The following is a 23,825-nucleotide window of genomic DNA, read 5'->3' on the forward strand; positions in this document are numbered from 1 at the left end:
CTGCTCGCGATAGCTGTAGTTCAGTCACTACTAATCCGGCTGAAACGGCGACTCACTCAAAATCACCCCAGTCTCCTCCACATATTTCTGCCAATGCTCAATCAGCAAGTCGAGCTTCTCGGGCTGGCTCAGCGCCAGATCATGAATCTCCCCCGGATCGCTGCCCAAATCATATAGCTGCCAAGTCGCCGGCCCCACCGGCCCCGGGATGTAAACCGCTTTCCATTGCCCCTGGCGAATCGCCCGCCGCCCAAACAACTCCCAACCTGTCACGGTGTGCTCGTCATGCACCTGCGCCGTTTCGCCCGACAGAAACCCCAGCCACGACTTTCCACGCAACTGCGCCACTGGCTTGCCGCGCCATTGTTTGCCCGGATGACGCACCCCGGCGAGGTCGAGAATGGTCGGCGTGATGTCCATCACCGTGCCGAACCCATGGCTGATCTGCCCCTTGAGCAGCAGTTGCGGGTAATGCACCAGCGCCGGCACCCGAATGCCACCTTCGGTAGTGAACGCCTTGAACAGCCGCGAAGGCGCGGTCGCCACTTGCGCCCAGTTCGGCCCGTACCAGACGTACGAGTTGGCGCGGCCAATGTTGTCCAGGCTGTTGTCGTAATGCTGGTTGAGGTAGGTCAGCAGCTCCGGGCCGAATTTCGGGAACGCCTCCAGCAGCGCACCTTCGGCGCCGTTATCGGACATGAACAGGATGAACGTGTTGTCCAGTTGCCCCTGGTTGCGCAGGTAGTCGACGACGCGACCGATGTTCCAGTCCATGCGCTCGACCATCGCCGCATACACCTCCATGGCCCGTGCGGAAATCTGTCGTTGTTCGTCGCTCAAGGCGTCCCATTGGGCGCTGAGCTGGATCAGCGGATGCGGTTCTACATCGGCGTCGATCAGCCCCAGGGTCTTGAGTTTTTCCAGGCGTTCCAGGCGCAGCACTTCTGGACCTGCGTCATAGCGGCCGTGATATTTCTCGACCACATCGGCAGGTGCTTGCAACGGCCAGTGCGGCGCGGAAAACGGCAGATAAGCGAAGAACGGCCGGGTCTGATCGCGCTCCTTGAGGTATTGCAGCAGCTTGTCGCCGAAGGCATCGGAGGAATAGAAATCCTTCGGCAATTCATCGATGAATTGATCGTCTTCGATGTACAGCGCCGGGGTGGATTTCAGCAGGCCCGGCGTGTGTTCGTCGTAGGTCGGCTCGAACCCGTAATGGTTGGCGGCGCCCGGCAGCAGCGAGAACGAACGCTCGAAACCCCGGGCATGGGGCGCCAGTTCAGCGGTCAGGCCCAGATGCCATTTGCCGCTCATCAACGTCTGGTAACCCGCCTCGCGCAGCAACTCGGGCAAGGCGACGACGCGGTCGTTCAGATACCCCTCGTAACCGGGTTTGCCGATCAGGTCCGGCGTCAATGCTTCTGCCATGGTGCCGATGCCGGCGATATGGTGATCGGTGCCGGTCAGCAGCATCGAGCGGGTCGGCGAGCAGGTGGGCGCGGTGTGGAAATCGGTCAGGCGCAGGCCGTTGTTGGCCAGGGCATCGAGGTTCGGCGTGGCGATCTCGCCGCCGAATGCGCCGATATCGGAAAAGCCCAGGTCATCGGCCAGGATCACCAGAAAGTTGGGACGTTGCGGCATCAAGAATCTCCTGTTCAGCAGGCAATGAAGGACAGCGGCAGATCGCGCACCTGCACCGGTACCGGTGGTTGGTAGTGGTCGTCGCTGGTGAGTTCGTGCAGCAGTTCTTCGCGCAGTTGGTGGAAGTCGAAACTGCTGCGCAGGCGAGGATGGGGCAGGGCGATGTCGACCACTTGCTTGATGCGTCCGGGACGCGGCTCCATCACCACGACGCGGTCGGCGAGGAAGATCGCTTCCTCGACATCGTGGGTGACCAGAATCGTGGTGATTTTTGCCCGCGCGCGGATCGCCAGCAGTTCGTCCTGCATCTGTTGACGGGTCAGGGCATCGAGGGCGCCGAAGGGTTCGTCCAGCAGCAAGATCCGTGGGCTGGCCACCAGGCCGCGAGCGATCGCCACCCGTTGCGCCATGCCACCGGAGAGCTGATGTGGATAGGCGCGGCTGAAGTCGCGCAGGCCCACCAGATCAATGAAATCACTGATGCGCTTTTGCTTTTCATCAGTGCTCAATGGCTCGTTGACCAAGCCCAGGCCGATGTTCTCAGTCACCGTCAGCCAGGGAAACAAACGGTGTTCCTGAAAGACGATGCCGCGCTCGCCGCCGATGCCGGTGACGGCTTTGCCATCGACACTGATCTGCCCGCGAAACTGCGTATCCAAGCCCACCAGCAGGCGCAGCAAAGTGGATTTTCCACAGCCGCTGGAGCCGACAATCGCGACGAATTCACCCTCGGCAATGTCCAGGTTGAATTCGCGAATGGCCTCCAGTTCAAAACCGCCGACGTCGAAGGTTTTGCCCACGTGGTTGAAGCTGACTATGGGTGCGTTCATGCGTGTCTCCAGCGGGTGGCGCGAGTTTCGAGGCGTTGGCCGATGAGGTTGAGCAGGGCGCCGGTCAGGCCGACCAGCAACATGCCGGCCATGATCAGGTCCATGCGCAGCAGTTGTTGGGCGCCGATCATCTGGCTGCCGATGCCGCCGTTGGACGGCATGAAATATTCGGCGCCGATGGTGCCCAACCAGGCGTAGATCAGGCTCAACCTGAGCCCGGCGAAAATTCCTGGCGCGGCCCCCGGCAGCACCAGTCGGCCGAGGCGTTGCCGCAGATTCAGGCGCAGCACTCGGGCGGCCTCGTTCAGTTGCGGCGAGAGGTTGGCGACGCTGCGTTGGGTGGCGATGAACAGCGGAAAAAACGCGGCGAGGGCGACGAATACCCATTTGGCCAATTCCCCCAGGCCGAACCATGCGGTGAGCAGCGGCACCCAGGCGAAAATCGCGATCTGACGCAGTGCGGCGAGGCTCGGGCCGAGTACTCGTTCGCTGGTGCGCGACAGTCCCAGCAACAAGCCCACGGCAAAGCCGAGGCCGCCTCCGAGCAACAGACCGCCGAGGGTGCGGCCCAGGCTCAGGGCCATGCCGCTGATCAGCGTGCCGTCGAGCAAACCGTTCCAGGTGGTTTCCAGCACCGCCAGCGGGCTGACCAGAATGTTGGCGTCGACCCATTGCTGATTCGTCGCCAGTTGCCACAACAACAGCAACGCCAATGGCAGCAACCAGGGTTGCAGGCGCTGCCAGCCCTGATATCTCGGGCCACGGCGGATTTCGGCCGTGGCCGGATGCGGCCAGTGCACCAGTTTTTTGTCCAGCAGGCCGATGCTGCGATCCATGACCACACCGATCAAGCCAATCACGACGATGCAGACGAACACAATGTCGAGCATGAACAACTGTCGCGCCCAGACCATCAAGTAACCGATGCCTTCGCTGGAGGCGAGCAGTTCGACGGCGAGCAGTGAGGTCCAGCCAGCGGCCAGTGCCAGGCGAACGCCGGCCATGAAGGCCGGCAATGCAGCGGGCAGCACCAGTCGGCGGATCAGCAATCGTGGCGGCAGGCGCAGCACCGCAGCGGCTTCACGCAGCTTGGGTTGTGCATCACGCACGCCCACCAACGTGTGCAGGGTTACCGGCACCACGATGGCCTTGATCAGCACCACCAGCTTCAACACTTCGCCGATACCGAAAAACACCATGAACAGTGGAATCCACGCCAGCGTCGGGACTTGCGCCAAACCGGCGAATGTCGGGAACACCAGTCGTTCAAGCGTGCGGCTGAAACCCAGCGCGGGGCCCAATACCGCACCCGCGGTGATCCCGGCAAGCAGCCCCCAGAACAGGCGTTGCAGGCTGATCCACAAATGGCTCCACAACTCGCCCTGTGCCAGCTCTAGCGCACTGTTCCAGACCAGCGATGGCGCCGGCAGGATTTGTTCACTCATCCACTGATTGCGGCTGGCCAGCCACCACAGCGCAAACAGGCTGAGTGGCAGCAGCCAGGGCAAAAGCCGCTGGCTCAGTGTTGGCAAAAGCCGCCGAATGTCGAGCGGTGGCGCGTCCAGCGGCAGGCTGAGCAGGGAAACACGGGCCATACGTTCTCCGTTGTCGGGTTGCAATACAGGCCTGCCTTTTGTGGGAGCGAGCTTGCTCGCGATGGCGGCGTCACAGGCGAATAAGAATGGCGACTGAACAATCGCCATCGCGAGCAAGCTCGCTCCCACAGGGTTTAGGGTGTATGCGAAATTGATCTATAAAAACTTACATCAATGCTATTGAGAGATAAGCGAGACCATTTAAGGCCTCCAGCCAATACGCATCCAATGCATTCGAAGAATATTTTCGATGCTGGTTATGCATAACGCTCCACGGGCCTCGTACTTGCTCGCTTAGTTCTAAAAGATATAAAAATGTGAATTTATAGTATTTAAGTGCTGGTCACGATTCAGCCTACTTTCTGCTCCTCAACGCCGTCGTCCCCAGGAGCCGCACCTATGAGCATCCCCTTCAAACGTGTCATCAGCCTGTTCGCCGTACCGGCTCTGGCGGGCTTGCTGGCGTTCACCGCCCAGGCCGCCGAACTCAAGGAAATCCGCATCGCCGTACCCGACCTCAGCGCCGGCACTCAACACAGCGCAGGCGGCGTGGTGGATGTGTTGCGCGATCAGCAGATCTACGAAAAGGCCTTTGCCGATCAGGGCATCAAGATTCAGTGGAATTTCTTCAAAGGCGCAGGCCCGGTGATCAACGAAGCCTTTGCCAACGATCAGGTCGATCTGGCGTACCTCGGCGACCTTGCTGCGATCATCGGCAAGTCCAATGGCCTGGATACGCGGGTGCTGAGTGCCTCTGCGCGCGGGGTGAAGCATTACCTCGGCGTAGTGCCGGGCTCGGGGATCAAGACCCTGCAGGACCTCAAGGGCAAACGCGTGGCGATCTTTCGCGGCACTGCCAGCCAGTTGTCGTTCGATGCAGCGCTGGCCAGCCAGGGTTTGAGCGAGAAGGATCTGAAGGTCATCAACCTGGATTTCAACGGTGCAGTGGCAGCGCTCGCCGCCAAGCAGATCGATGCATCGTGGGGCGGTTCCAATTTGACAGCGTTGCAAGCCAAAGGCCTGGCCGAGTTGCCGTTGACCACCAAGGACCTGGGGGGCGCAGGCAGTGTCCAGGCTGTTTTGGTGGGTAATGGAAAGTTCGTCGACGAGCACCCGGAGGTGGTGGCGAAATTGCTCAAGGCCCAGCAGCAGGCGGTGCAATGGCTGACCCAGGACAGCAACAAGGAAGCGTACATTCAGTTGGTGTCGGGGCTGGCGAGTTATCCACCGGTGATTCTGACCCAGGATCTGAAGGATCAGAAATTGAGCGAGGTTTTCCCGTCGACACTGGACCCGGTGTTCCTGGGTAAATTGCAGGATGCGGTGGACCTGGCTTCGCAGCAGAAGTTGATTCGCAAGTCGTTCAAGGTGAGCGACTGGGTGGCGCCTGAGTTGGCGGCGGCGAAACTTTAAGATTATTGGTGCCTCTACTGGCGCCTTCGCGAGCAAGCCCGCTCCCACATTGGATTTTCGTCACACCGAAGATCAACTGTGGGAGCGGGCTTGCTCGCGAAGAGGCCCTAAACCGCGACAGCGATCTCCTGTTTGTCCACCGCCACCAACAACTCAATCATCGCCCGCGCCGCCGGCGACAACCTGAACCCTGTGCGACTGACAATCCCGCACCGGGCATTCATGCTTTCGATGTTCTGCGGCAGATTGCGCCAGTGCAGCAGCACCAGCGAACCCTGGGCAATGTCCTCGACGAACGCTTCCTCTGTGCCCACGCCAATGGCATTCGATTGCAGCACGATTTTCACCAGCGCCGGGAAATGCTCGGTCTCGATGGTCGGGGAAAAGTCCATGCGCCCACTGAGGTTCGCCAGCAGTTTGCGGATGCCCGGCGGAATCAGCGTGGTGGCCAGCGGGTAGTCGAACATGTCGTTGGTCGACAGGCTTTCCTTGGCCAGCAGCGGATGCCCGGGACGGCAGAAAAACACCCCGCGCTTGGGTGTCAGGGCCTGGGTCTGGAAGTTCGGGTCGGCTTCGAAGTGGCGGATATCGGCGATGAAGAATTCGATCTCTTCGCGGCTCAGGGCACGGCTGAGTTTTTCCCAGTTATCCACTTCGAAACAGGTGCGAACTTTCGGGTGCGCGTTGATGAATTGCGCTACCGCATCCGGCACCAGTTTCACCGCCGGGGCGGGTCCGCAACCGAAGCGCAATTCACCGGCATCGAGTTTGGTCATCTGCGTCACTTCGGCGCTGAGCAGGGCCGCGCCTTGTACCAGGCTGCGCGCATGTTGCAACACCACCAAGCCTTCGGGCGTAGGGCGCAAATCCTTGTTGCCACGGTCCACCAGTACGCAGCCGAACTCTTGCTCAAGCCCTTGGATACTGCGGCTGAACGCCGGTTGAGTAATGCCCATGGCATCCGCTGCGCGGACGAAACTGCGGTGTTCGTTGAGGGCGATGAAGTAACGCAACTGGCGAAGATCCATATGCTTTCCCGGCATCCTAAAAATAGCTCGAAGGCATTTGCGACGAGGGTTGGTTGAGGTTTTAAATGCAAGCTCTTATTCCGTCAACGAAGCATATGAATATCTATTAGACCTAAATAGAATATAGATAGAGCGTTGTTTCGCTGCCGTTCAACCGTCAGCAGTCCGATCGAGGGTCTACCCATGAGCAATGCCGCTTTAGCTGTAAAACCCGCTGTGCACGCGCTTGAAATACATCCGGTGGCCGGTCGGATTGGTGCCGAAATCCGTGGCGTGAAGCTCTCTGGTGAACTGGACGCCAACACCGTCGAAGCGATCCAGCAGGCGCTGGTGCAATACAAAGTGATCTTCTTCCGCGAGCAGGCCCACCTCGACGATCAGAGTCAGGAAGCCTTCGCCCATCTACTCGGCGAACCCGTGGCGCACCCGACCGTACCGGTCCGTGACGGCACCCGTTTTCTGCTGGAGCTGGACGGTGCCCAAGGCCAGCGCGCCAACTCCTGGCACACCGACGTGACCTTCGTCGACGCCTACCCGAAAGCCTCGATCCTGCGCTCGGTGGTTGTGCCGGCCTTCGGTGGCGACACCCTATGGGCAAATACCGCTACGGCCTATAACGAACTGGCACCGGAGCTGCGCGAACTGGCGGACAAACTGGTGGCGGTACACAGCAACGAATACGACTACGCAGGCGCCAAGCCAGACGTGTCGGAGGAGAAGCTGGAGCGCTACCGCAAGATCTTCACCTCGACCGTCTACGAGACGGAGCATCCGGTGGTGCGCGTGCACCCGATCAGCGGCGAGAAAAGCTTGCTGCTGGGGCATTTCGTCAAGCGCATCAAGGGTTACTCCCAAGGGGATTCGGCGCACCTGTTCGGCCTGTTGCAAAGCCACGTCATCCGCCAGGAAAACACTGTGCGCTGGCGCTGGCAGGCCGGTGATGTGGCGATCTGGGACAACCGCTCCACCCAGCATTACGCGGTGGATGACTATGGCACCCAGGACCGTGTGGTACGGCGCGTAACGCTCAAGGGTGAAGTGGCGATCGGGGTTTCGGGGCAGCGCAGTCAGACCGTGAAGGGGCCGGATATCGGTGGCGTTTGATCTGACGTCATCGCGAGCAGGCTCACTCCCACAGGGTTTGTGTCCGGTCACAGGGATTGTGATCGACGCAAATCCAATGTGGGAGCGAGCTTGCTCGCGATGCTTTTTCTACCACACTCCGATCTGCACCATTTTCTCGGTTTCCGGCTCGCCATAGCGAAACCGCTGCCCACGCAAATCAATCTCCTGATGACTGATAGTGGTCCGTCGCTTCAACCCCCGCACCCACTCAAACAAATACCCCGCATGCTCTTCTCGAACCGAGGCATACGCCGGGTCAGTACCCAGGTCCCGTAGCTCCTGCGGATCATTCAGCAGATCGAACAGCTGAGGCCGAAAGCCGTCATACGCCAAGTATTTCCAGCGCTCGCTGCGCACCATGGTCATGCGGCAGCGGTCAATCGGCTGTTGCAACCGCTCCCGCGCCGGCGCCTGAAAGGCGTAGTCGTATTCGCTGATCGCGAAGCGGCGCCAGTCGGTTTCCACGTCGTGCAGCAGGGGAATCAGCGAGCGTCCTTCAAGGCGATGCTCGGCACCTGGCAACCCCAGCGCCTCAATGAACGTCGGCAGTGCGTCGATGGTTTCTACCAATCGCTCATCCACCGAACCGCGCGTCGTATCCGCCGCGGGGCGCGGGTCGCGAACGATCAGCGGAAGGCCCACCGCCGGCTCCAGCAGGAACTCTTTTTCCCCCAGGTAGTGGTCGCCGAGGAAATCGCCGTGGTCGCTGGTGAACACGATCAGGGTGTCATCCCAACGACCGCTGCTCTGCAGGAAGTCGAACAACCGCCCTAGCTGGTCATCGACCTGTTTGATCAGGCCCATGTACGTCGGGATCACGTTCAGCCGTACTTCATCCCGGGAAAAATTCAGGCTCTCCTCGTGCTGGCGAAACGCGTTGTACACCGGGTGATCACTGGCCTTGCCCTCGGCTGCACGCACCGGCTCGATCACCTGGTCTGCGCCATACAGCGCGTGATACGGCGCCGGGGCGATATAGGGCCAGTGGGGTTTGATGTACGACAGATGCAGGCACCACGGCTGCTCGCCCTGCTCGGCGATGAAGTCGAGGGCGCGGTCGGTGGTGAAGACGGTTTCCGAATGCTGCTCCGGAACGCGTGCCGGCAAATGGGCGTTGCGCATTTTCCAACCGCTGAGGATTTCACCCTGCTCGCCTTCGGCAGCGTTGGCCCAGTCGTGCCACGGGTTGCGCCCGGCATAACCGAGGTCGCGCAGGTAGTGGGTGTAGGGCGCGGATTCGCGTTTGTCATCGAACAACGGGTCGTCGGGAAAGATGCCGTCATGGCGAAAGTACGCCTCGAATCCGACTTCGTTCAGGCGCTCGGCCTGCTCGCTGCCAGGGTCGATGGCCAGCCGCTGCAAAGCATCGAGATTAGGTGTGGCGTGGGTCTTGCCCACCAGTGCGGTGCGAATACCGTGGGGTCGCAGGTAGTCACCGATAGTCAGTTCTTCCAGCGGCAAGGGTACGGCGTTCCAGGCGACTTGATGACTGCTGACATAGCGCCCGGTGTAGGCCGACATCCGCGACGGGCCGCAGATCGTGCCCTGGGTGTAGGCACGGCTGAAACGCACGCCGGCGGCGGCCAGGCGATCGATGTTAGGGGTGTGCAAGTGCGGGTGGCCGTAGCACGACAGGTAATCGCGGCGCAGTTGATCGCACATGATGTACAGCACGTTGCGCACGGGGTTTGGAGTGTTGGGCATGGGTTCACCGATCAATAAGACAGGCGAGGTTTTTCGCTGCTGGGGTGGGGTTGAGGCAAGTGCGTTTGGGGAATGGTTTTTATGCAGTGGGTGCATCATTGGCTGGGCCGACGCCTTCGCGAGCAGGCTCGCTCCCACAATGGATCGGTGCACACCAGCCTCTGTGGGAGCGAGCCTGCTCGCGAAAGCGGTCGATCAGACGGCGAGATTTTCCAGCGAACACACCTCGTCATCCTGCGCATCAACCTCCTTGATCTGCTCAATCATCGCCTCGGCCAACGGCGACAGCCGATACCCCGCGCGACTGACAATCCCGTAGCGGGTGTAGAGCTCTTCCAGGTCATCGGCCAGGCCATCGATTTTCAAGCGGACCAACTCACCCTTGGCGTTATGCAGCGCATCCGAATAGTCGCCGATGATGCCAATCGCATCCGAACGCAGCACCACACCGAGCAGGCTGTAGCTGTTTTCGCATTCCACATTGGGCGTGAAATCTGGCCGGCCGCTCAGGTCGACAATGACTTTTCGCAGGTTCGGCGGGCGGATGGTCACCGCCATTGGATAGCTCATCAACTCTGCGGCGCCGACGCTTTCGCGAGCGGCTAGTGGATGCCCGGCGCGGCAGCAGAAATGCCATTTGCGCGGGCGCAGACGTTGGGTCAGGAAGTCCGGGTCGGCCTCGAACTGCCGAGTGTCGGCGACGAAAAATTCGAACTCTTCGCTCAGCAGGCGCTTGCTCAGGCTTTGCCAGTCATCCACCTGAAATTGCACCCGCGCCTTGGGATAGCGACCGATGAAACTGCCGATCGCCCGTGGGATCAATCCCGCCGCTGGCGCCGGGCCGCAACCGAAGCGCAACTCGCCGGCCTCCAGGCCATTGAACTGGCTGATCTCGTTGGCCATCTGCTGCGCGCCGCTAACCAGCCGTCGCGCATGTTCGAGCAACACCTGGCCCTGTTTGGTCGGCGCCAGGTCCTTGCGCCCGCGATCCACCAACAGACAACCGACGCTGTGTTCCAGCGCCTGGATGCTGCGGCTGAACGCCGACTGCGACAGGTTCACGGCCATGGCGCCCGCGACGAAGCTGCGCTGGTCGGCGAGGGCGATGAAGTGGCGAAGCTGGCGCAAGTCGATATGCATTTTTCACATTAAAAATATCGGGGAAATGCATTGGATATGCATTAGGTCGACTCCTTATAAAGGCAATCTCTTATGCAGTAAATACTTGTAAAAACATAAATAAATAACTTTAAAGAATATGCACTGCTGAAAAGTCGCTGTGTGTTTTTTGACCAGGAGCCGCTTAATGAGTCCGTTGAACCTTGCGTCACCCATCACACCCCGACGGCTCAAACGCCTGCCCCTGGCCCTGCTGCTGGCGGGGAGCGCCAGTTGGACCCAAGGCTACGCGGCCGAGACAACAACTCCGGATGAGGTCCCGGCGAAAACCGTATCGGGCCAAGCCAAGGCCGATGGCGCTCAGCTGGAAACCGTGACCGTGACCACCCGCCGTCGCGAGGAAAGTTCGCAGGATGTGCCGACCCCCATGAGCGTGGTCAGCGGCCAGGTGCTGGAAACCCAGCGGGTCTATCGCATTCAGGATCTGCAGCAACTGGTGCCCAGCGTCAACGTCGCCTACATGCATGCGCGCCAGTCCAGCGTGTCGATCCGTGGCCTGGGCAACAACCCGGCCAGCGATGGCCTGGAAGGCAGCGTAGGGCTGTACATCGACAACGTATATCTCGGCCGACCGGGCATGGCGGTGTTCGACTTGATGGACATCGAGCAACTCGAAGTGCTGCGCGGCCCGCAAGGCACGTTGTTCGGCAAGAACACTACGGCTGGCGTGATCAACATCAGCACGCGGGCGCCGTCATTTACCCCGGAACGCAGCATCGAAACCTCGGTGGGCGAGGACGGTTACTTCCAGACCAAGGGCACCATTTCCGGCCCGTTGAATGACGAACTCGCGGGACGATTTTCCGCTTATCGCACCCGCAGCGATGGCGACATAAAAAACGAATACGATGGCCATGACTTGAACGGTGGCTCACGCGATGGCTTCCGTGGCCAGTTGCTGTTCAAGCCGAACGAGTCGTTCAACCTGCGCTGGATAGGCGATTACAACGAAGAGGATTCCAGCGCCGGCACCCGCGTGTTGTACAACACCGGGCCGACCATCAATGGCGTCAATCTCTACCAGGCCCGGGCCAATGCGGCGGGCGCCACACTGGTCGATGGCACGCATCGCAAGGTCAACCTGAACAATGAACAGCACGTCACCGTGCACCAGGGCGGTACGTCGGTCGAGGCCAATTGGACGCTGCCGAGTGACTTCACTCTGACGTCGATCAGTTCCTACCGCTGGTGGAATTTCACCCCGCGCAATGATGACGGCCTGAACGTATCCGCCTTCTACAACGCTGGCGTTTCGGTCGAGGATAAGCAGTACTCCCAGGAGTTTCGACTGGCGTCGCCCACCGGCGGATTCTTCGATTACGTGCTCGGCGCCTATTACTTCGGCTCCGACCTGGACAACAAATCGTTCTCCTTTTACGGCCCGCAAGCGGACATCTGGAACGGTACTCCCGCGGGCGCACTGGCCAACGTTACCAGCATCGGCAAAGGCCACATCGAAACCGACAGCTTCGCCCTGTTTGCCCAAGGCACCTGGCACCTCACCGAACGGCTGGACTTCACCGCCGGTGTGCGTGGCACTTATGAAGAGAAAAGCGCCTGGGTCAACCGCAACGCGCCAGTGGGTGGTGCGGCGGTGGCCGGGGCGGCAGCGGCGGTAAGACAAGGTCGCGCCGGGGCTTACGACTCCGGTGATTTGAATCAATACAGCTCCAGCCCTTCGGGTCTGCTGAACCTCAGCTATCACTTCACTGAGAACCTGCTCGGCTACGCCACGCTGTCCCACGGCGAGAAATCCGGTGGGGTCAACCTGGCCGTCGGCACGGCCCCAGTTGCCGGCGCCGACTCGCTGCTGATCGGCACCGAACGCGCCAACAACGCCGAACTCGGTTTCAAGAGCACACTCTGGGACCGTCGCCTGCAGCTCAACGCCAACGTGTTCTGGACCCAGGTCAACGGCTATCAAACCAACGCCTACGACGACGTCAACCGCGTGCAATACCTGACCAACGCAGGTTCCGTGCGCTCCCGTGGCGTGGAATTCGACAGTACGCTGGTCCCGTTGCGAGGCCTGACGCTGAACATCAACGGCTCCTACAACGACGTCAGCTACCTCTCCTACAAAGATGCGCCGTGCCCACCGGAAGTCAGCCTGGCGCCGGGCGCTCCTGCCTCTTGCGATCTCAGCGGCCATCAGGTGGTCGGTGCTTCGAAATGGATCGGCAACGCCAACGGTGAATACAAATGGAACCTGAGTAACGGCTTCGAAGAGTACGTCACCGCCAGCTACGCGTTCCGCTCCAAAGCGGTGGGCACGGTGGAGGATTCCGACTTCGGCCAGATCCCGAGCTACGCCGTGGTCAACCTGTCCACCGGCCTGCGCGGCGACTTCAAGCAGGGGCAGTGGGACGTCTCGCTGTGGCTGAAGAACGCCTTCGACAAAACCTATTACACCACCCTCTGGACCGGCGCCAATGGCGGTTACGAAGGCTTGCTCGGGACACCACGGACCCTGGGTGTGACCGGTCGATACGACTTCTGATAGCGCGGCGATTGCGCCGAAAACCATGCCTTGGGGGAATATTTTCGATGCCTCAAAAGCATGTGTTTTCGGTTACCAGGCCGGAGCCCTTACGGGACAAGGCCTGCAGCGAATCGAACGTTTTTGATATTCGTTTTAGATCTAGGTTTAACGTTAAAGATTACTTTCAGAGATAAGCGTCTAACTCAATGATTAACCCATCGATACGTCGTTCGGGGGATGACGGGTTCGGCGTATCGGGTAATTCGCAAAGAGACCGCAGGGAGTAAATCAATGGGCAATGTCCAGACCGCCGCCGGCGCACACGAGGTGCTTTGGCGCCAGGCGCCAGGTGGCGAGTTGGTCGACCTCGGGCGGGTACACCGCGTGCCCTTGGGCCAGCTGCGTTTGCAGCGTGCGCCCAAGGGCATCCTGAGCCGACGCGAAGCGATCCTGCTCGGTGTGCTGGCGTTGCTGGTGCATGGCGCGGTGATCTACTGGGTCAATCAGCAGCCGACCAAAGAGTTGCCGATCGTGCCGCCGGAAATTCCGCCGATGACAATCGAGTTTTCGCGCCCGGCGCCGCCAGTGGTCGAAACACCGCCACCTCCGCCACCACCACCTGTGGTCGAGCCTCCCCCGCCCGTGGTGGACGAATTGGCCGCAAAACCGGCGCCGCCAAAACCGATTCCCAAGCCAAAGCCGATCGCTAAACCGGTGCCCAAACCTGCGCCCAAAGCAGTCGAGCAACCGCCCGCGCCACCACAACCGGCTGCTCCGGTCGCGGCTCCGGCGCCACCTGCTCCGCCCGCGCCTGCGCCGGTTACGCCAGCCTCGGCCAACGCCGCGTACCTGAATAACCCGGCGCCGGAATACCCGTCGCTGGCCCAGCGTCGCGGTTGGGAAGGCACGGTGTTGTTACGTGTACATGTTCTCGCTAACGGCAAGCCCGGCGAGATCCAGATTCAGAAAAGCAGCGGCCGCGAGGCCCTCGACGAGGCGGCATTAAGCGCCGTGAAACGCTGGAGTTTCGTGCCCGCCAAGCAGGGTGATGTGGCTCAGGACGGCTGGGTCAGCGTGCCCATTGATTTCAAGATTCATTAAACCGACACCTATTTAGCGCGAAACCTTTACACGAGGAATTCACCATGACGTTATTGGCCTCTCCACTCCAATCCATTGAAAGCGCGGTGATCTGGCTGCTGGTGGTTTTTTCTGTTGCCACTTGGGGGCTGGCGTTGCTCAAGGGCGTGCAGTTCGGTCGCCTGAAAGCCCAGGACCGAAAATTTCATAAGCGGTTTTGGGCCGCTTCGAGTCTGGATTCGGCGGCAGAGTTGGCCGAAACCCAACCCGGCGCTGCGGCGCGGGTGGCCCAGGCTGGTTATGCGGCGATTCAGGTGGGCGAGGCGCCACAGGCGGCGGATTTAAGCCAGGCGATCAATCATCAGGATTGTCTTGAACGGGCATTGCGTCAGCAGATCGTGCGCGAACGCCGTTCGCTGGAAACCGGGCTGGCAGTGGTCGCGAGTATTGGTAGCACGTCGCCGTTCATTGGTTTGTTCGGCACGGTGTGGGGAATCATGGAGGCGTTGAAGGGCATTAGCGCAGCGGGCTCGGCGAGCCTGGAAACAGTCGCCGGACCCATCGGTGCCGCGTTGGTTGCCACCGGTGTGGGGATCGCCGTCGCGGTGCCGGCGGTACTGGTTTACAACTACTTTTTGCGTCGCTTGAAGCTGACGGCGGCGGACCTGGACGACTTCGCCCACGACTTCTACAGCCTGGCGCAGAAGAGTTCGTTCCGCGTGTTGATCCACCCGACGGCGCATAAAGTTGCGACCTCGGGTAATGCACAAAAAGTGAAGGAGGCATCCTGATATGGCCTTCTCCACGCAAGACAGCGATGAGGTGCTGAGCGAGATCAACGTGACACCGTTGGTGGACGTGATGCTGGTGCTGCTGGTGGTGTTCATTGTCACCGCACCGCTGCTGACCAACGCGATCCCGATCAACCTGCCCAAGACCGAAGCCGTGGCGCCGGTGGAGCAGAAGGACCCGCTGGTGGTGAGCATCGACGGGGCGGGCAAGCTGTTTATCAACAAGGATGAAATCCAGCCCGGTTTGCTGGAGTTCAAGCTCCAGGCGGCCAAGGCCAAGGACCCCGAAGTGCGGGTGCAATTGCAGGCGGACGACGGGGTGAATTATGGCGAAGTGGCACGGGCCATGGCGTCGATCGAGCGGGCAGGGATTACCAAATTGTCGGTGATCACCGCGCGCTGACAGTTTTTCGATTTTCCGGGGCCGTCTCCTTGGCAGGGTGCGGCCCTTTTTTTATTCCTCTGCTTCACACAAAGATCGTTCCCACGCGCAGCAAAGGAATGCCTCTATGGACGCTCCGCGTCCGCTTCGGCAGGGACGCGGAGCGTCCCGGGCTGCATTCCCACGCAGAGCGTGGGAACGATCAGGCAAACCTGTGTTGTATATTCGATATGAGTATTAATAAATAGCTTCTTATTCCTTAACGAATATATATCCCGTCCCTATACTCGATCAGGAACAGACACGCAGCAGGAGAGCTCCCCCCATGCGCAACGAATCAATTCGCTATCTGATTGTGCCGGGCTGGCAAGGATCGCCAGACGATCATTGGCAAAGCCATTGGCAGAACAGCTTGCCGAACAGCGCACGGGTGGAGCAGGCCGACTGGCTGACGCCGCGTCGTGAAGACTGGGTGGCGGCACTGGCCGAGGCCATTGCCGCCGACAGTACCCCCGTCATCCTGATCGCCCATAGCCTTGGCTGCATCACCGTCGCGCATTGGGCGGCTTCCGCGCCTGTACAGTTTCTGCGTCAGGTACGTGGCGCCTTGCTGGTCGCGCCGGCGGACGTCGAGCGCCCGGCCTGCGTGCCGGCCCTGCGCAATTTCGCACCGATTCCAACCGATCTGTTGCCGTTTCCCAGCCAGGTCGTCAGCTCCGACAACGACGCCGCCGTCAGCGCGCCGCGGGCTCTGGAGCTGGCGCGTAACTGGGGCGCGGAAGCGGGGATCCTGGCGGGTGCCGGGCACATCAATGTGAAGTCGGGTCATCAGCGTTGGGAGCAGGGTTTTGCCTATCTCTATCGTCTGCAAAACCGCATGGAACATCACGCCCTGCGCCGAGCCTGAACCTTTTGTTTTTTTCAACGCCCCCGTCCTTTGGCGGTTTTGGGCGGGAGTCTGCCATGAGCTTTGAAACCTTCGGTCAGCCGCTGCTGACCTTTCCCGACGCTGAAAAAAGTCCCCTGAGCATCCGCGCCAAGGCGCTGGTATTCGTCGACCCGCGCTCGCGGCAATTGCGCCAGGAGCTGGAACAGCTGGCGCCGCGCTCGATCTCGGTGCTGATCCGTGGTGAAACCGGCAGTGGCAAGGAGCTGCTGGCCCGGCACATCCATCGCGCCAGTGATCGCGGCGGATTGTTCGTCTCGGTCAATTGCGGGGCGATCAGCCCAACCTACGCCGACGCTGAATTGTTCGGCTATGCCGCCGGCAGTTACAGCGGTTCTGCCAGCAGTCGCGCCGGTTGGTTCGGTTCGGCCAACGGCGGCACGCTGTACCTGGATGAAATCGGCGATCTGCCGCTGCCGATCCAGATCAAACTGCTCGCCGCCCTGGAAAACCACGAAGTGACCCGCGTCGGTGCGCATCAACCGAGCCCGGTGGACGTGCGTCTGGTGGCCGCCACCAGCATCGACCTGGCCCAAGCCGTGGCCGCCGGTAAATTCCATGAGCGGCTCTACCACTACCTCAGTGAGGGCCAGCTCGAACTGCCGGCACTGCGCGAGCGGGTGGGCGACATCCTGTCGCTGGCCGAATACTTCCTCGGTATCTACAGCCAGCGCCTCGATTTGCCAGTGCCGCTGATCAGCGAGGCCGCGCAAGCGGTGCTGGAGCGACACCGCTGGCCGGGCAATACCCGGGAGCTGGAAAACGTCATTCACTTTGCGCTGTTGGTGAGTACCGGTGATGAGATTTTGCCGGAGCATTTGAATTTGCCTGAAGTGGGTCTGGGGCAAATCGGGCAGCAGCTCAAGCGGATTTTGGGCAACGCTTCCGATGCCGAAAAAGACGCGTTGAAACAGATACTTAAGGATGCGGGCCTCCTGTAGGAGCGAGCCTGCTCGCGAAAAACCCGAGGTAGCCGCTTGCCATCTGGTTACACGCGTTATCGTTCACGACCATCGCGAGCATGCTCGCTCCTACAGCTTTATGAACAAAATGGAATATGAAAGTGAATAAAAGATATTGTTCGGGAATAAAAAATCCCGGTATTGTCCGCGTCACGCCAGCGATAGCACTTCGCTTGCACTTAAATATCTAGCCGTCGCCACTAGCGACCGTGATTTTCGATAAGGACACTGCATGAAAAAGGTTCTGTTGTTCACCGCACTGGCGGCTGCCCTGACTGCGGGCCTGGCCCAGGCTGGCGAGAAACTGGTGGTTGCGGCAACCCCGATTCCACACGCCGAGATTCTTGAACTGATCAAGCCAACCCTCGCCAAAGAAGGCGTGGACCTGGAAATCAAAGTCTTCACCGACTACGTTCAGCCGAACGTGCAGGTCGACCAGAAGCGTCTGGACGCCAACTACTTCCAGACCCTGCCGTACCTGAAAAGCTTCAACGAAGGCAAAGGCACTCACCTGGAAACCGTGATTGGCGTTCACGTCGAACCGTTCGGCGGCTACTCGAAGAAAGTCAAAACTCTGGCCGAGCTGAAAGATGGCGCTACCATTGCCATTCCTAACGAAGGCAGCAACAGCGGCCGTGCCCTGATCCTGCTGCAGAAGGCTGGCCTGATCGAGTTGAAAGACCCGAAAAACGCCCTGGCCACCCCGAAGGACATCGCCAAGAACCCGCACAATTTCAAGTTCAAGGAGCTTGAGTCCGCGATGTTGCCGCGTGTGCTGGATCAGGTTGACCTGGACATGATCAACACCAACTACGCGCTGGAAGCGGGTCTGAACCCGGCTAAAGACGCACTGGTGATCGAAGGTGCCGATTCGCCTTACGTAAACTTCCTGGTTGCCCGTCCTGATAACAAGGACAGCGTCGCGATCCAGAAACTGGCCAAGGCATTGACCAGCCCGGAAGTGAAAGCATTCATCGAGAAGAAGTACAGCGGCGCGGTTCTGCCAGCGTTCTGATTCGCAAGCTAAACCCCTTCAAGGTTGCCAACGCCGACGGCTGATACAGCGTCGGCGTTTTTGCGTGATCGTGCCCACGAATAGTTTTTTGCGTGATATCTATATGCTTTAACGGTATTTAAATTCTAATTTTAATACCTTTAAAGTTGGTGCTTGCCGGGCTGTTATCCATGGCCCGCGGACTGCACCACCGTCGCTTACCGAGCGGCGTCCAGGATGTTCCATGAACTTCGATTACACATTTATCCTCAGCACCCTGCCGGCGTTTCTAAAGGCTGTGGGCGTGACGCTGCAGGTCGGATTTATTGCCATCGGCACCTCGTTGCTGGTAGCGCTGATCAACGCGATGATTCTGGTGTTTCGCACGCCTTACTTGCAGCGCCTGGTTGGCCTGTATGTCGAACTGGCGCGCAACACACCCTTGCTGATTCAACTGTTCTTCGTCTATTTCGCCTTGCCGGCCTTGGGCATAAAGGTTTCGGGTTTCGCTGCGGCGATCATCACCATGACCTTCCTCGGCGGTGCCTACCTCACCGAAGTCCTGCGTGCCGGCGTGGATGCGGTGCCCCCGGCGCAGCTCGAGTCCGGCCGCTCCATCGGCCTGTCCCACGGGCAACTGCTGCGCTACGTGATCCTGCCGCAAGCCGGCATCCTCAGCCTGCCTTCGCTGTTCGCCAACTTCATTTTCCTGCTTAAGGAAACCACAGTGGTCTCGGCGGTGGCGGTGCCGGAGATTCTCTACACCACCAAGAGCTACATCGCGCTTTACTACAAAACCTACGAAATGCTTGCCGTGCTGACGCTGATTTGCGTGCTGCTGTTCTTGCCGCTGTCGCTGTTGCTCAGCCGTCTGGAAAGGAGGCTCCAGCATGGCCAGTTCGGGTCTTGAGTTGTTGTGGGTGTCGTTGCCGCAACTGGGCAAGGGCGCGGCGCAAACCCTGTCGATTTCCTTCCTGAGCATCGCCATCAGCACCGTAGGCGGCGTGCTTTATGGCGTGCTGCGCTCGTTGAATGTGACGTGGCTGAACGCGATCCTGCGCGTCTATCTGGAGCTGTTCCGGGCGATCCCGGTGCTGGTCTGGCTCTACTTGTTGTTCTTCGGCCTGCCGATTTTTTTCGGCCTGAGCATTCCGAGCTTCTGGTGCGCGGTGATGGTGTTGTCGTTGTGGGGCGCCAGTGAGGTCGGCGAAGTGGTGCGCGGTGCGTTGCATTCGTTGCCGCGCGGTCAGCGTGAAGCCGGATTATCCATTGGCCTGGACGCCCCGCAACTCTACGGCTACGTGCTGTTGCCACAAGCGTTGAAACGCATGACGCCACCGACCATCAACGTCTACACGCGCATCATCAAGACCAGCTCCCTGGCGGTGCTCATCGGTGTGGTGGACGTGATCAAAGTCGGCCAGCAGATCATCGAACGCACCTACGAATCGGTGCTGATCTACGGCGCGCTTTTCCTGTTTTTCTTTTTCATTTGCTACCCGCTCTCGGCCGCCTCGCGCGTGCTGGAACGGCGCTGGACGCAAGCATGAGCGCATTGATCGAGTTCAAGGGTTTCAACAAGTTTTTTGGCGAGCAGCAGGTGCTCAATGGCATCGACCTGCGTGTGAAGTCGGGCGAGGTGATCGTCATCCTCGGCCCCAGCGGCTGCGGTAAAAGCACCTTGCTGCGCTGCCTCAACGGGCTGGAAGTCGCCCACAGCGGCAGCCTGGATTTTGCTGGTCGCGAGTTGCTGGACAAGGGCACCGACTGGCGCGAAGTGCGGCAGCAGATCGGCATGGTGTTCCAGAGTTATCACCTGTTCCCGCACATGAGCGTGCTCGACAACCTGCTGCTCGGCCCGGTGAAGGTGCAGAAACGCGACCGCCGCGAAGCTCGCGATCAGGCCGAAGCCTTGCTGGCGCGCGTAGGCCTGCTGAACAAGCGTGACGCCTTCCCACGCCAGCTCTCCGGCGGTCAGCAACAACGCATCGCCATCGTCCGTTCGCTGTGCATGAACCCCAAGGTCATGCTCTTCGACGAAGTCACCGCTGCCCTCGACCCGGAAATGGTCAAGGAAGTGCTGGAAGTCATCCAGGGCCTGGCCCGCGAGGGCATGACCCTGCTGATCGTCACCCACGAAATGGCCTTCGCCCGCGCCGTGGCAGATCGAATCGTGTTCATGGATGCCGGGCGAATCCTTGAGCAGAAACCTCCCGAGATTTTCTTTACGAACCCGCAAACCGCACGAGCGCAGCAGTTCCTGGAGAAGTTCTCCTACGTCGCCGCACTACCCAAAACGACTCAAACAAAGGAACTGGAACTGCCATGAAAACTGCCAAGTCTTCACTCTTGCTTCTGCCACTGCTGGGTCTTGCGCTGCTGGCCGGCTGCAATAAAACCGAAGAGCCACCGAAACCTAAAGTCTTCAGCGAATCCACTGCGCCGGCCAGCTATCTGGAAAAGATCAAGGCGCGGGATAAACTGATCGTGGGTGTCTTCACCGACAAGCCGCCGTTCGGTTTCGTCAATGAAGCCGGACGCTACGTCGGTTTCGATACCGACATCGGCCGCCAATTCGCCAAGGATCTGCTGGGCGACGAGAACAAGGTCGAGTTCGTTGCCGTGGAACCGGCGAGCCGCATTCCGTTTCTGCAAAGTGACAAGGTCGATCTGATTCTGGCCAACATGACGGTCACCCCGGAGCGCAAGGAAGCGGTGGAATTCACCAACCCCAACCTCAAGGTCGCCGTGCAGGCCTTGGTGCCTCAGGACAGCGCGGTGAAAAACCTCGATGATCTGGCGACCCGTACCACCATCGTCACCACCGGCACCACCGCCGACATCTGGCTGACCAAGAACCATCCGGACTGGAAACTGCTGAAGTTCGAGAAAAACTCCGAGTCCCTGCAAGCCCTGGCCAACGGTCGCGGTGATGCCTATGCGCAAGACAATCTGGTGCTGTTCAGCTGGGCCAAGCAGAACCCCGGCTACCGCGTGCTCAGCCAGACCCTGGGCGCCGAAGCGCCGATTGCGCCGGCGGTGAAGAAGGGCAACATCGAACTGCGCGACTGGGTGAATGCCGAGTTGGCGAAGCTGGGTGAAGAGAAGTATCTGCTCAAGCTTTACGATCAATATGTGCGTAAAGAACTGAGCGATGAAACCAAGCCTGAGAGCGTGATTGTCGAGGGCGGGAAATGGCAGGGGTGATTCTCTGACCTTTGCGGCGCTCGTGCGGTCGTCATCGCGAGCAAGCTCGCTCCCACAGGTTTCGGAGTAGACGCAAATTCTGTGTCCACTGGAGATCACTGTGGGAGCTGGCTTGCCAGCGATTGGATTTCTCAGGCGCCACCTAATCCGGCCAATACCACGCCGGCTCATCCAGCATCCGCTGCCCGACAATCCCGGTCTGGCCCAGGCTTTTCTCCAGCACGATGCAGTTGCATTCCGGGTCTTCCTGCAACGCCGAAATCAACCGCCGCGCGTGGGACACCACCCACACCTGACACTGCTCAGACGCCCGGATAATCAAGCGCGCCAACGCCGGCAACAGGTCCGGATGCAGGCTGGTTTCAGGTTCGTTCAGCACCATCAACGTCGGTGGCCTGGGCGTCAGTAACGCCGCCACCAGCAGCAAATAACGCAGCGTCCCGTCCGACAACTCCGCCGCTGACAACGGCCGCAACAGTCCTTCCTGATAAAACTCGATAGCAAAGCGACCGCCGGCCAACGGTTCGATGTGCAGCCGGGCACCGGGAAATGCGTCGCTGATCGCGCCCCGCAATGCCTCGGGGTCGCCGATTTCGATAATGGTCTGTAACGCCGCCGCCAGATCTCTACCGTCGTGGTGCAGCACCGGGGTGCGGGTGCCCAGTTGTGGCTGACGCACCGGTGCGTCGGCGTCGCTGCGAAAGTGATCGTAGAAGCGCCAGCGGCGGATGAACTCGCGCGTCTCCAGCACCTCCGGCGAGGTACGCAGGCTGCCGACCTGATCGAACAGGCTGTCGAAATTCGGTGTGTGTTGCGCCAGCACGTCCCAACTGCGGTTGGCCCGAGTGCGGATCAACGGGCCGTCGCGATCCACCAGCAGGCTCGCTGGACGATAGAACGGCCCGGCCCACAGACACTCGCGCTTTATTTGCGGGTCGAGGCTGAAACGTGACGGAATGGGTAAAGGGTGCCCAGCGAGCATGAAATGACCGTTGGAGTCGGGTAGCCCCAGGCTGATCGAGTAGCCGAAATCTTCCCCGGAAAATCCCAACCGCAAACGCTTCACACCGTGCCGCACCGTCGCCTCGATGGGAACTTCGCCATTGCGCATGCGCCGGGTGATGGTTTCCGGGCCGGCCCAGAAGGTCGAATGGAGTCCACCCTCTCGAGCCAATGCATTGACCACGCCACCCTGAGCGGTTTCCGCCAGCAGGCGCAATGCACGGTAGAGATTGGATTTGCCACTGCCATTAGGGCCTGTAATCAGGTTCAGCCGACCCAACGGGATGACCAATTTGTTGATCGAGCGGTAGTTGGCCACCGCGAGGGTTTTAAGCATGAACTTCTCACTGATCATTGTGACGGCGCAGAGAACATAGCGGTCTTGAGCGGTGGCAGCAAACGTCAACTACCTAGTAGTTCTGCTAGGTGCGCTGAGCCGCCTCGCTAGGGCAAAGTAATGACTTCGCGAGGTTATATTGATGAATACATCAAAAGATTGTTTGTATCGGTATGACGCATTGGATTTGCTGGTAGCAATTGAGCCTGTCGGCGGGGAAAAGCGCCAACGGTTTTACGAACGTGAGCATCTGGTTACCGAGCTTCAGGGGCAGTCCAGTCAGAGCGTGTTCCAGCACGGCAAGCAATTGCTGGCGCTTCAAGCTCGCCAGGGTAATGACGTCAGAAGTGGCTTGCTGGCTAACGATCAACAACGTTCTGTCTTGCAGGTTATCGAGCCAGGTGGGGATGTGCGTCAGGCTTATACACCCTACGGTCATCGCCGGGTCGAAAGCGGGCTGGGCAGCCTCCTGGGGTTTGCTGGCGAAGCGGTCGATCCAGTCACTGGCCACTATTTGCTGGGCAATGGACACCGGGCGTTCAATCCGGTGCTGATGCGTTTCAACAGCCCGGACCGCTTGAGTCCGTTTGGTCGGGGTGGGTTGAATCCCTATGCGTATTGTCTGGGGGATCCGGTGAACTTCAGTGATCCGACGGGTCAGATTGCCAGGCTTGTTACCAGCGTGCTCAACGTTATTGGCACGCGAATTATGCAGATGCCTGCCGTCCCCTACAAATTGGCAAAGGATGCCATGCAATGGGGCGCGGTCGGAGAGCTGCCGCTCAAACAAGCCGTCGGTGCTGCAGGTGGTACCGGTGTCGGAGTCTTGGTGATGCTTTCGTCTTTGACGGGGGGGGGTTGGCGCTATCGCGGGCATTACCGGGGACTCTGAGGCCGCGAAAACAGTGGGATTTGTTTTGGCCGGCCTGGCCGCGCTGACGGTTACTGCAAGAGTGGGTTCAGGCTGGGCGGCACGTGATCCCAAGACCATTCCTTCGTTGAAGGATTTTGTCGGGCGTCACAAGCCTGTACCGACAACGGGTGAGACACCGCCGACTTCACCTGATTCTGTAAATACGACCAGACCCGGTACGCGACCGAGCTTTCTCTTTCCAGACGTGACTCAA

21 protein-coding genes are annotated in these 23,825 nt (G+C 59.9%); 14 read left to right on the forward strand and 7 right to left on the reverse strand.

Features of this window, described 5'->3' with window-relative positions; genetic code table 11:
* Positions 1 to 30 precede the first annotated feature (30 nt).
* From ACA058_RS00895 to ACA058_RS00905, 3 genes are read right to left on the reverse strand one after another with little or no spacing between them, the layout of a single operon-like run.
* Complete coding sequence (locus ACA058_RS00895) at positions 31 to 1,641, reverse strand: arylsulfatase (RefSeq protein WP_497637426.1); 1,611 nt, start codon at positions 1,639 to 1,641, stop codon at positions 31 to 33.
* Between the two features lie 14 nt (positions 1,642 to 1,655).
* A complete protein-coding gene (locus tag ACA058_RS00900) occupies positions 1,656 to 2,471 on the reverse strand; it encodes an ABC transporter ATP-binding protein (protein ID WP_497637427.1) in 816 nt (271 codons plus the stop codon).
* On the reverse strand, positions 2,468 to 4,066 hold the full coding sequence (locus ACA058_RS00905; RefSeq protein ID WP_497637428.1) for an ABC transporter permease: 1,599 nt from the start codon (positions 4,064 to 4,066) through the stop codon (positions 2,468 to 2,470). The genes ACA058_RS00900 and ACA058_RS00905 overlap by 4 nt, the downstream gene beginning before the upstream one ends.
* Before the next feature lie 399 nt (positions 4,067 to 4,465).
* Between ACA058_RS00905 and ACA058_RS00910 the strand changes: the two genes are divergently transcribed.
* A complete protein-coding gene (locus tag ACA058_RS00910; RefSeq protein ID WP_497637429.1) occupies positions 4,466 to 5,479 on the forward strand; it encodes an ABC transporter substrate-binding protein in 1,014 nt (337 codons plus the stop codon).
* A 107-nt stretch (positions 5,480 to 5,586) separates the two neighbouring features.
* On the opposite strand, the gene ACA058_RS00915 is transcribed toward ACA058_RS00910, so the two are convergent.
* Positions 5,587 to 6,507: a LysR family transcriptional regulator gene (locus ACA058_RS00915; RefSeq protein ID WP_497637430.1), complete on the reverse strand. Its 921-nt coding sequence runs from the start codon at positions 6,505 to 6,507 to the stop codon at positions 5,587 to 5,589.
* Between the two features lie 183 nt (positions 6,508 to 6,690).
* Between ACA058_RS00915 and ACA058_RS00920 the strand changes: the two genes are divergently transcribed.
* Complete coding sequence (locus ACA058_RS00920; RefSeq protein WP_497637431.1) at positions 6,691 to 7,611, forward strand: TauD/TfdA dioxygenase family protein; 921 nt, start codon at positions 6,691 to 6,693, stop codon at positions 7,609 to 7,611.
* A gap of 108 nt (positions 7,612 to 7,719) precedes the next feature.
* On the opposite strand, the gene ACA058_RS00925 is transcribed toward ACA058_RS00920, so the two are convergent.
* Positions 7,720 to 9,336, reverse strand: a complete 1,617-nt coding sequence (locus tag ACA058_RS00925; RefSeq protein WP_497637432.1) for an alkaline phosphatase family protein — start codon at positions 9,334 to 9,336, stop codon at positions 7,720 to 7,722.
* A 195-nt stretch (positions 9,337 to 9,531) separates the two neighbouring features.
* Complete coding sequence (locus tag ACA058_RS00930; RefSeq protein ID WP_497637433.1) at positions 9,532 to 10,476, reverse strand: LysR family transcriptional regulator; 945 nt, start codon at positions 10,474 to 10,476, stop codon at positions 9,532 to 9,534.
* Positions 10,477 to 10,642: 166 nt separating this feature from the next.
* Here ACA058_RS00930 and ACA058_RS00935 point away from each other — a divergent pair, with 166 nt between their 5' ends.
* The 11 genes from ACA058_RS00935 to ACA058_RS00985 all read left to right on the forward strand — a co-directional run bounded on the left by ACA058_RS00935 (position 10,643) and on the right by ACA058_RS00985 (position 21,359).
* Positions 10,643 to 13,015: a TonB-dependent receptor gene (locus tag ACA058_RS00935; RefSeq protein WP_497637434.1), complete on the forward strand. Its 2,373-nt coding sequence runs from the start codon at positions 10,643 to 10,645 to the stop codon at positions 13,013 to 13,015.
* A 273-nt stretch (positions 13,016 to 13,288) separates the two neighbouring features.
* Entirely contained in the window at positions 13,289 to 14,098 is an 810-nt protein-coding gene (locus ACA058_RS00940; protein ID WP_497637435.1) for an energy transducer TonB, read from the forward strand.
* Between the two features lie 44 nt (positions 14,099 to 14,142).
* Positions 14,143 to 14,868 carry a MotA/TolQ/ExbB proton channel family protein gene (locus ACA058_RS00945; protein ID WP_497637436.1) on the forward strand — a complete coding sequence of 242 codons (726 nt, stop codon included), beginning with the start codon at positions 14,143 to 14,145 and terminating at the stop codon, positions 14,866 to 14,868.
* 1 nt (position 14,869) lies between these two features.
* A complete protein-coding gene (locus ACA058_RS00950) occupies positions 14,870 to 15,271 on the forward strand; it encodes an ExbD/TolR family protein (RefSeq protein ID WP_497637437.1) in 402 nt (133 codons plus the stop codon).
* 304 nt (positions 15,272 to 15,575) lie between these two features.
* Positions 15,576 to 16,157, forward strand: a complete 582-nt coding sequence (locus tag ACA058_RS00955; RefSeq protein WP_497637438.1) for an alpha/beta hydrolase — start codon at positions 15,576 to 15,578, stop codon at positions 16,155 to 16,157.
* Positions 16,158 to 16,213: 56 nt separating this feature from the next.
* Positions 16,214 to 17,137, forward strand: a complete 924-nt coding sequence (locus ACA058_RS00960; protein ID WP_497637439.1) for a sigma 54-interacting transcriptional regulator — start codon at positions 16,214 to 16,216, stop codon at positions 17,135 to 17,137.
* Between the two features lie 253 nt (positions 17,138 to 17,390).
* On the forward strand, positions 17,391 to 18,173 hold the full coding sequence (locus tag ACA058_RS00965) for a MetQ/NlpA family ABC transporter substrate-binding protein (RefSeq protein WP_007983099.1): 783 nt from the start codon (positions 17,391 to 17,393) through the stop codon (positions 18,171 to 18,173).
* A gap of 223 nt (positions 18,174 to 18,396) precedes the next feature.
* A complete protein-coding gene (locus tag ACA058_RS00970) occupies positions 18,397 to 19,062 on the forward strand; it encodes an amino acid ABC transporter permease (protein ID WP_497637440.1) in 666 nt (221 codons plus the stop codon).
* On the forward strand, positions 19,043 to 19,702 hold the full coding sequence (locus ACA058_RS00975; protein ID WP_497637441.1) for an amino acid ABC transporter permease: 660 nt from the start codon (positions 19,043 to 19,045) through the stop codon (positions 19,700 to 19,702). The genes ACA058_RS00970 and ACA058_RS00975 overlap by 20 nt, the downstream gene beginning before the upstream one ends.
* Positions 19,699 to 20,481: an amino acid ABC transporter ATP-binding protein gene (locus ACA058_RS00980; RefSeq protein ID WP_497637442.1), complete on the forward strand. Its 783-nt coding sequence runs from the start codon at positions 19,699 to 19,701 to the stop codon at positions 20,479 to 20,481. The genes ACA058_RS00975 and ACA058_RS00980 overlap by 4 nt, the downstream gene beginning before the upstream one ends.
* Entirely contained in the window at positions 20,478 to 21,359 is an 882-nt protein-coding gene (locus ACA058_RS00985) for a transporter substrate-binding domain-containing protein (RefSeq protein ID WP_497637443.1), read from the forward strand. The genes ACA058_RS00980 and ACA058_RS00985 overlap by 4 nt, the downstream gene beginning before the upstream one ends.
* A 142-nt stretch (positions 21,360 to 21,501) precedes the next feature.
* On the opposite strand, the gene ACA058_RS00990 is transcribed toward ACA058_RS00985, so the two are convergent.
* Entirely contained in the window at positions 21,502 to 22,698 is a 1,197-nt protein-coding gene (locus ACA058_RS00990) for an AAA family ATPase (protein WP_497637444.1), read from the reverse strand.
* Between the two features lie 142 nt (positions 22,699 to 22,840).
* On the opposite strand from ACA058_RS00990, the gene ACA058_RS00995 reads away from it, so the two are divergent.
* Positions 22,841 to 23,590, forward strand: a complete 750-nt coding sequence (locus ACA058_RS00995; RefSeq protein WP_497637445.1) for an RHS repeat-associated core domain-containing protein — start codon at positions 22,841 to 22,843, stop codon at positions 23,588 to 23,590.
* The last annotated feature ends 235 nt before the right edge of the window (positions 23,591 to 23,825 follow it).

The organism is Pseudomonas sp. LBUM1649 (assembly GCF_059716155.1).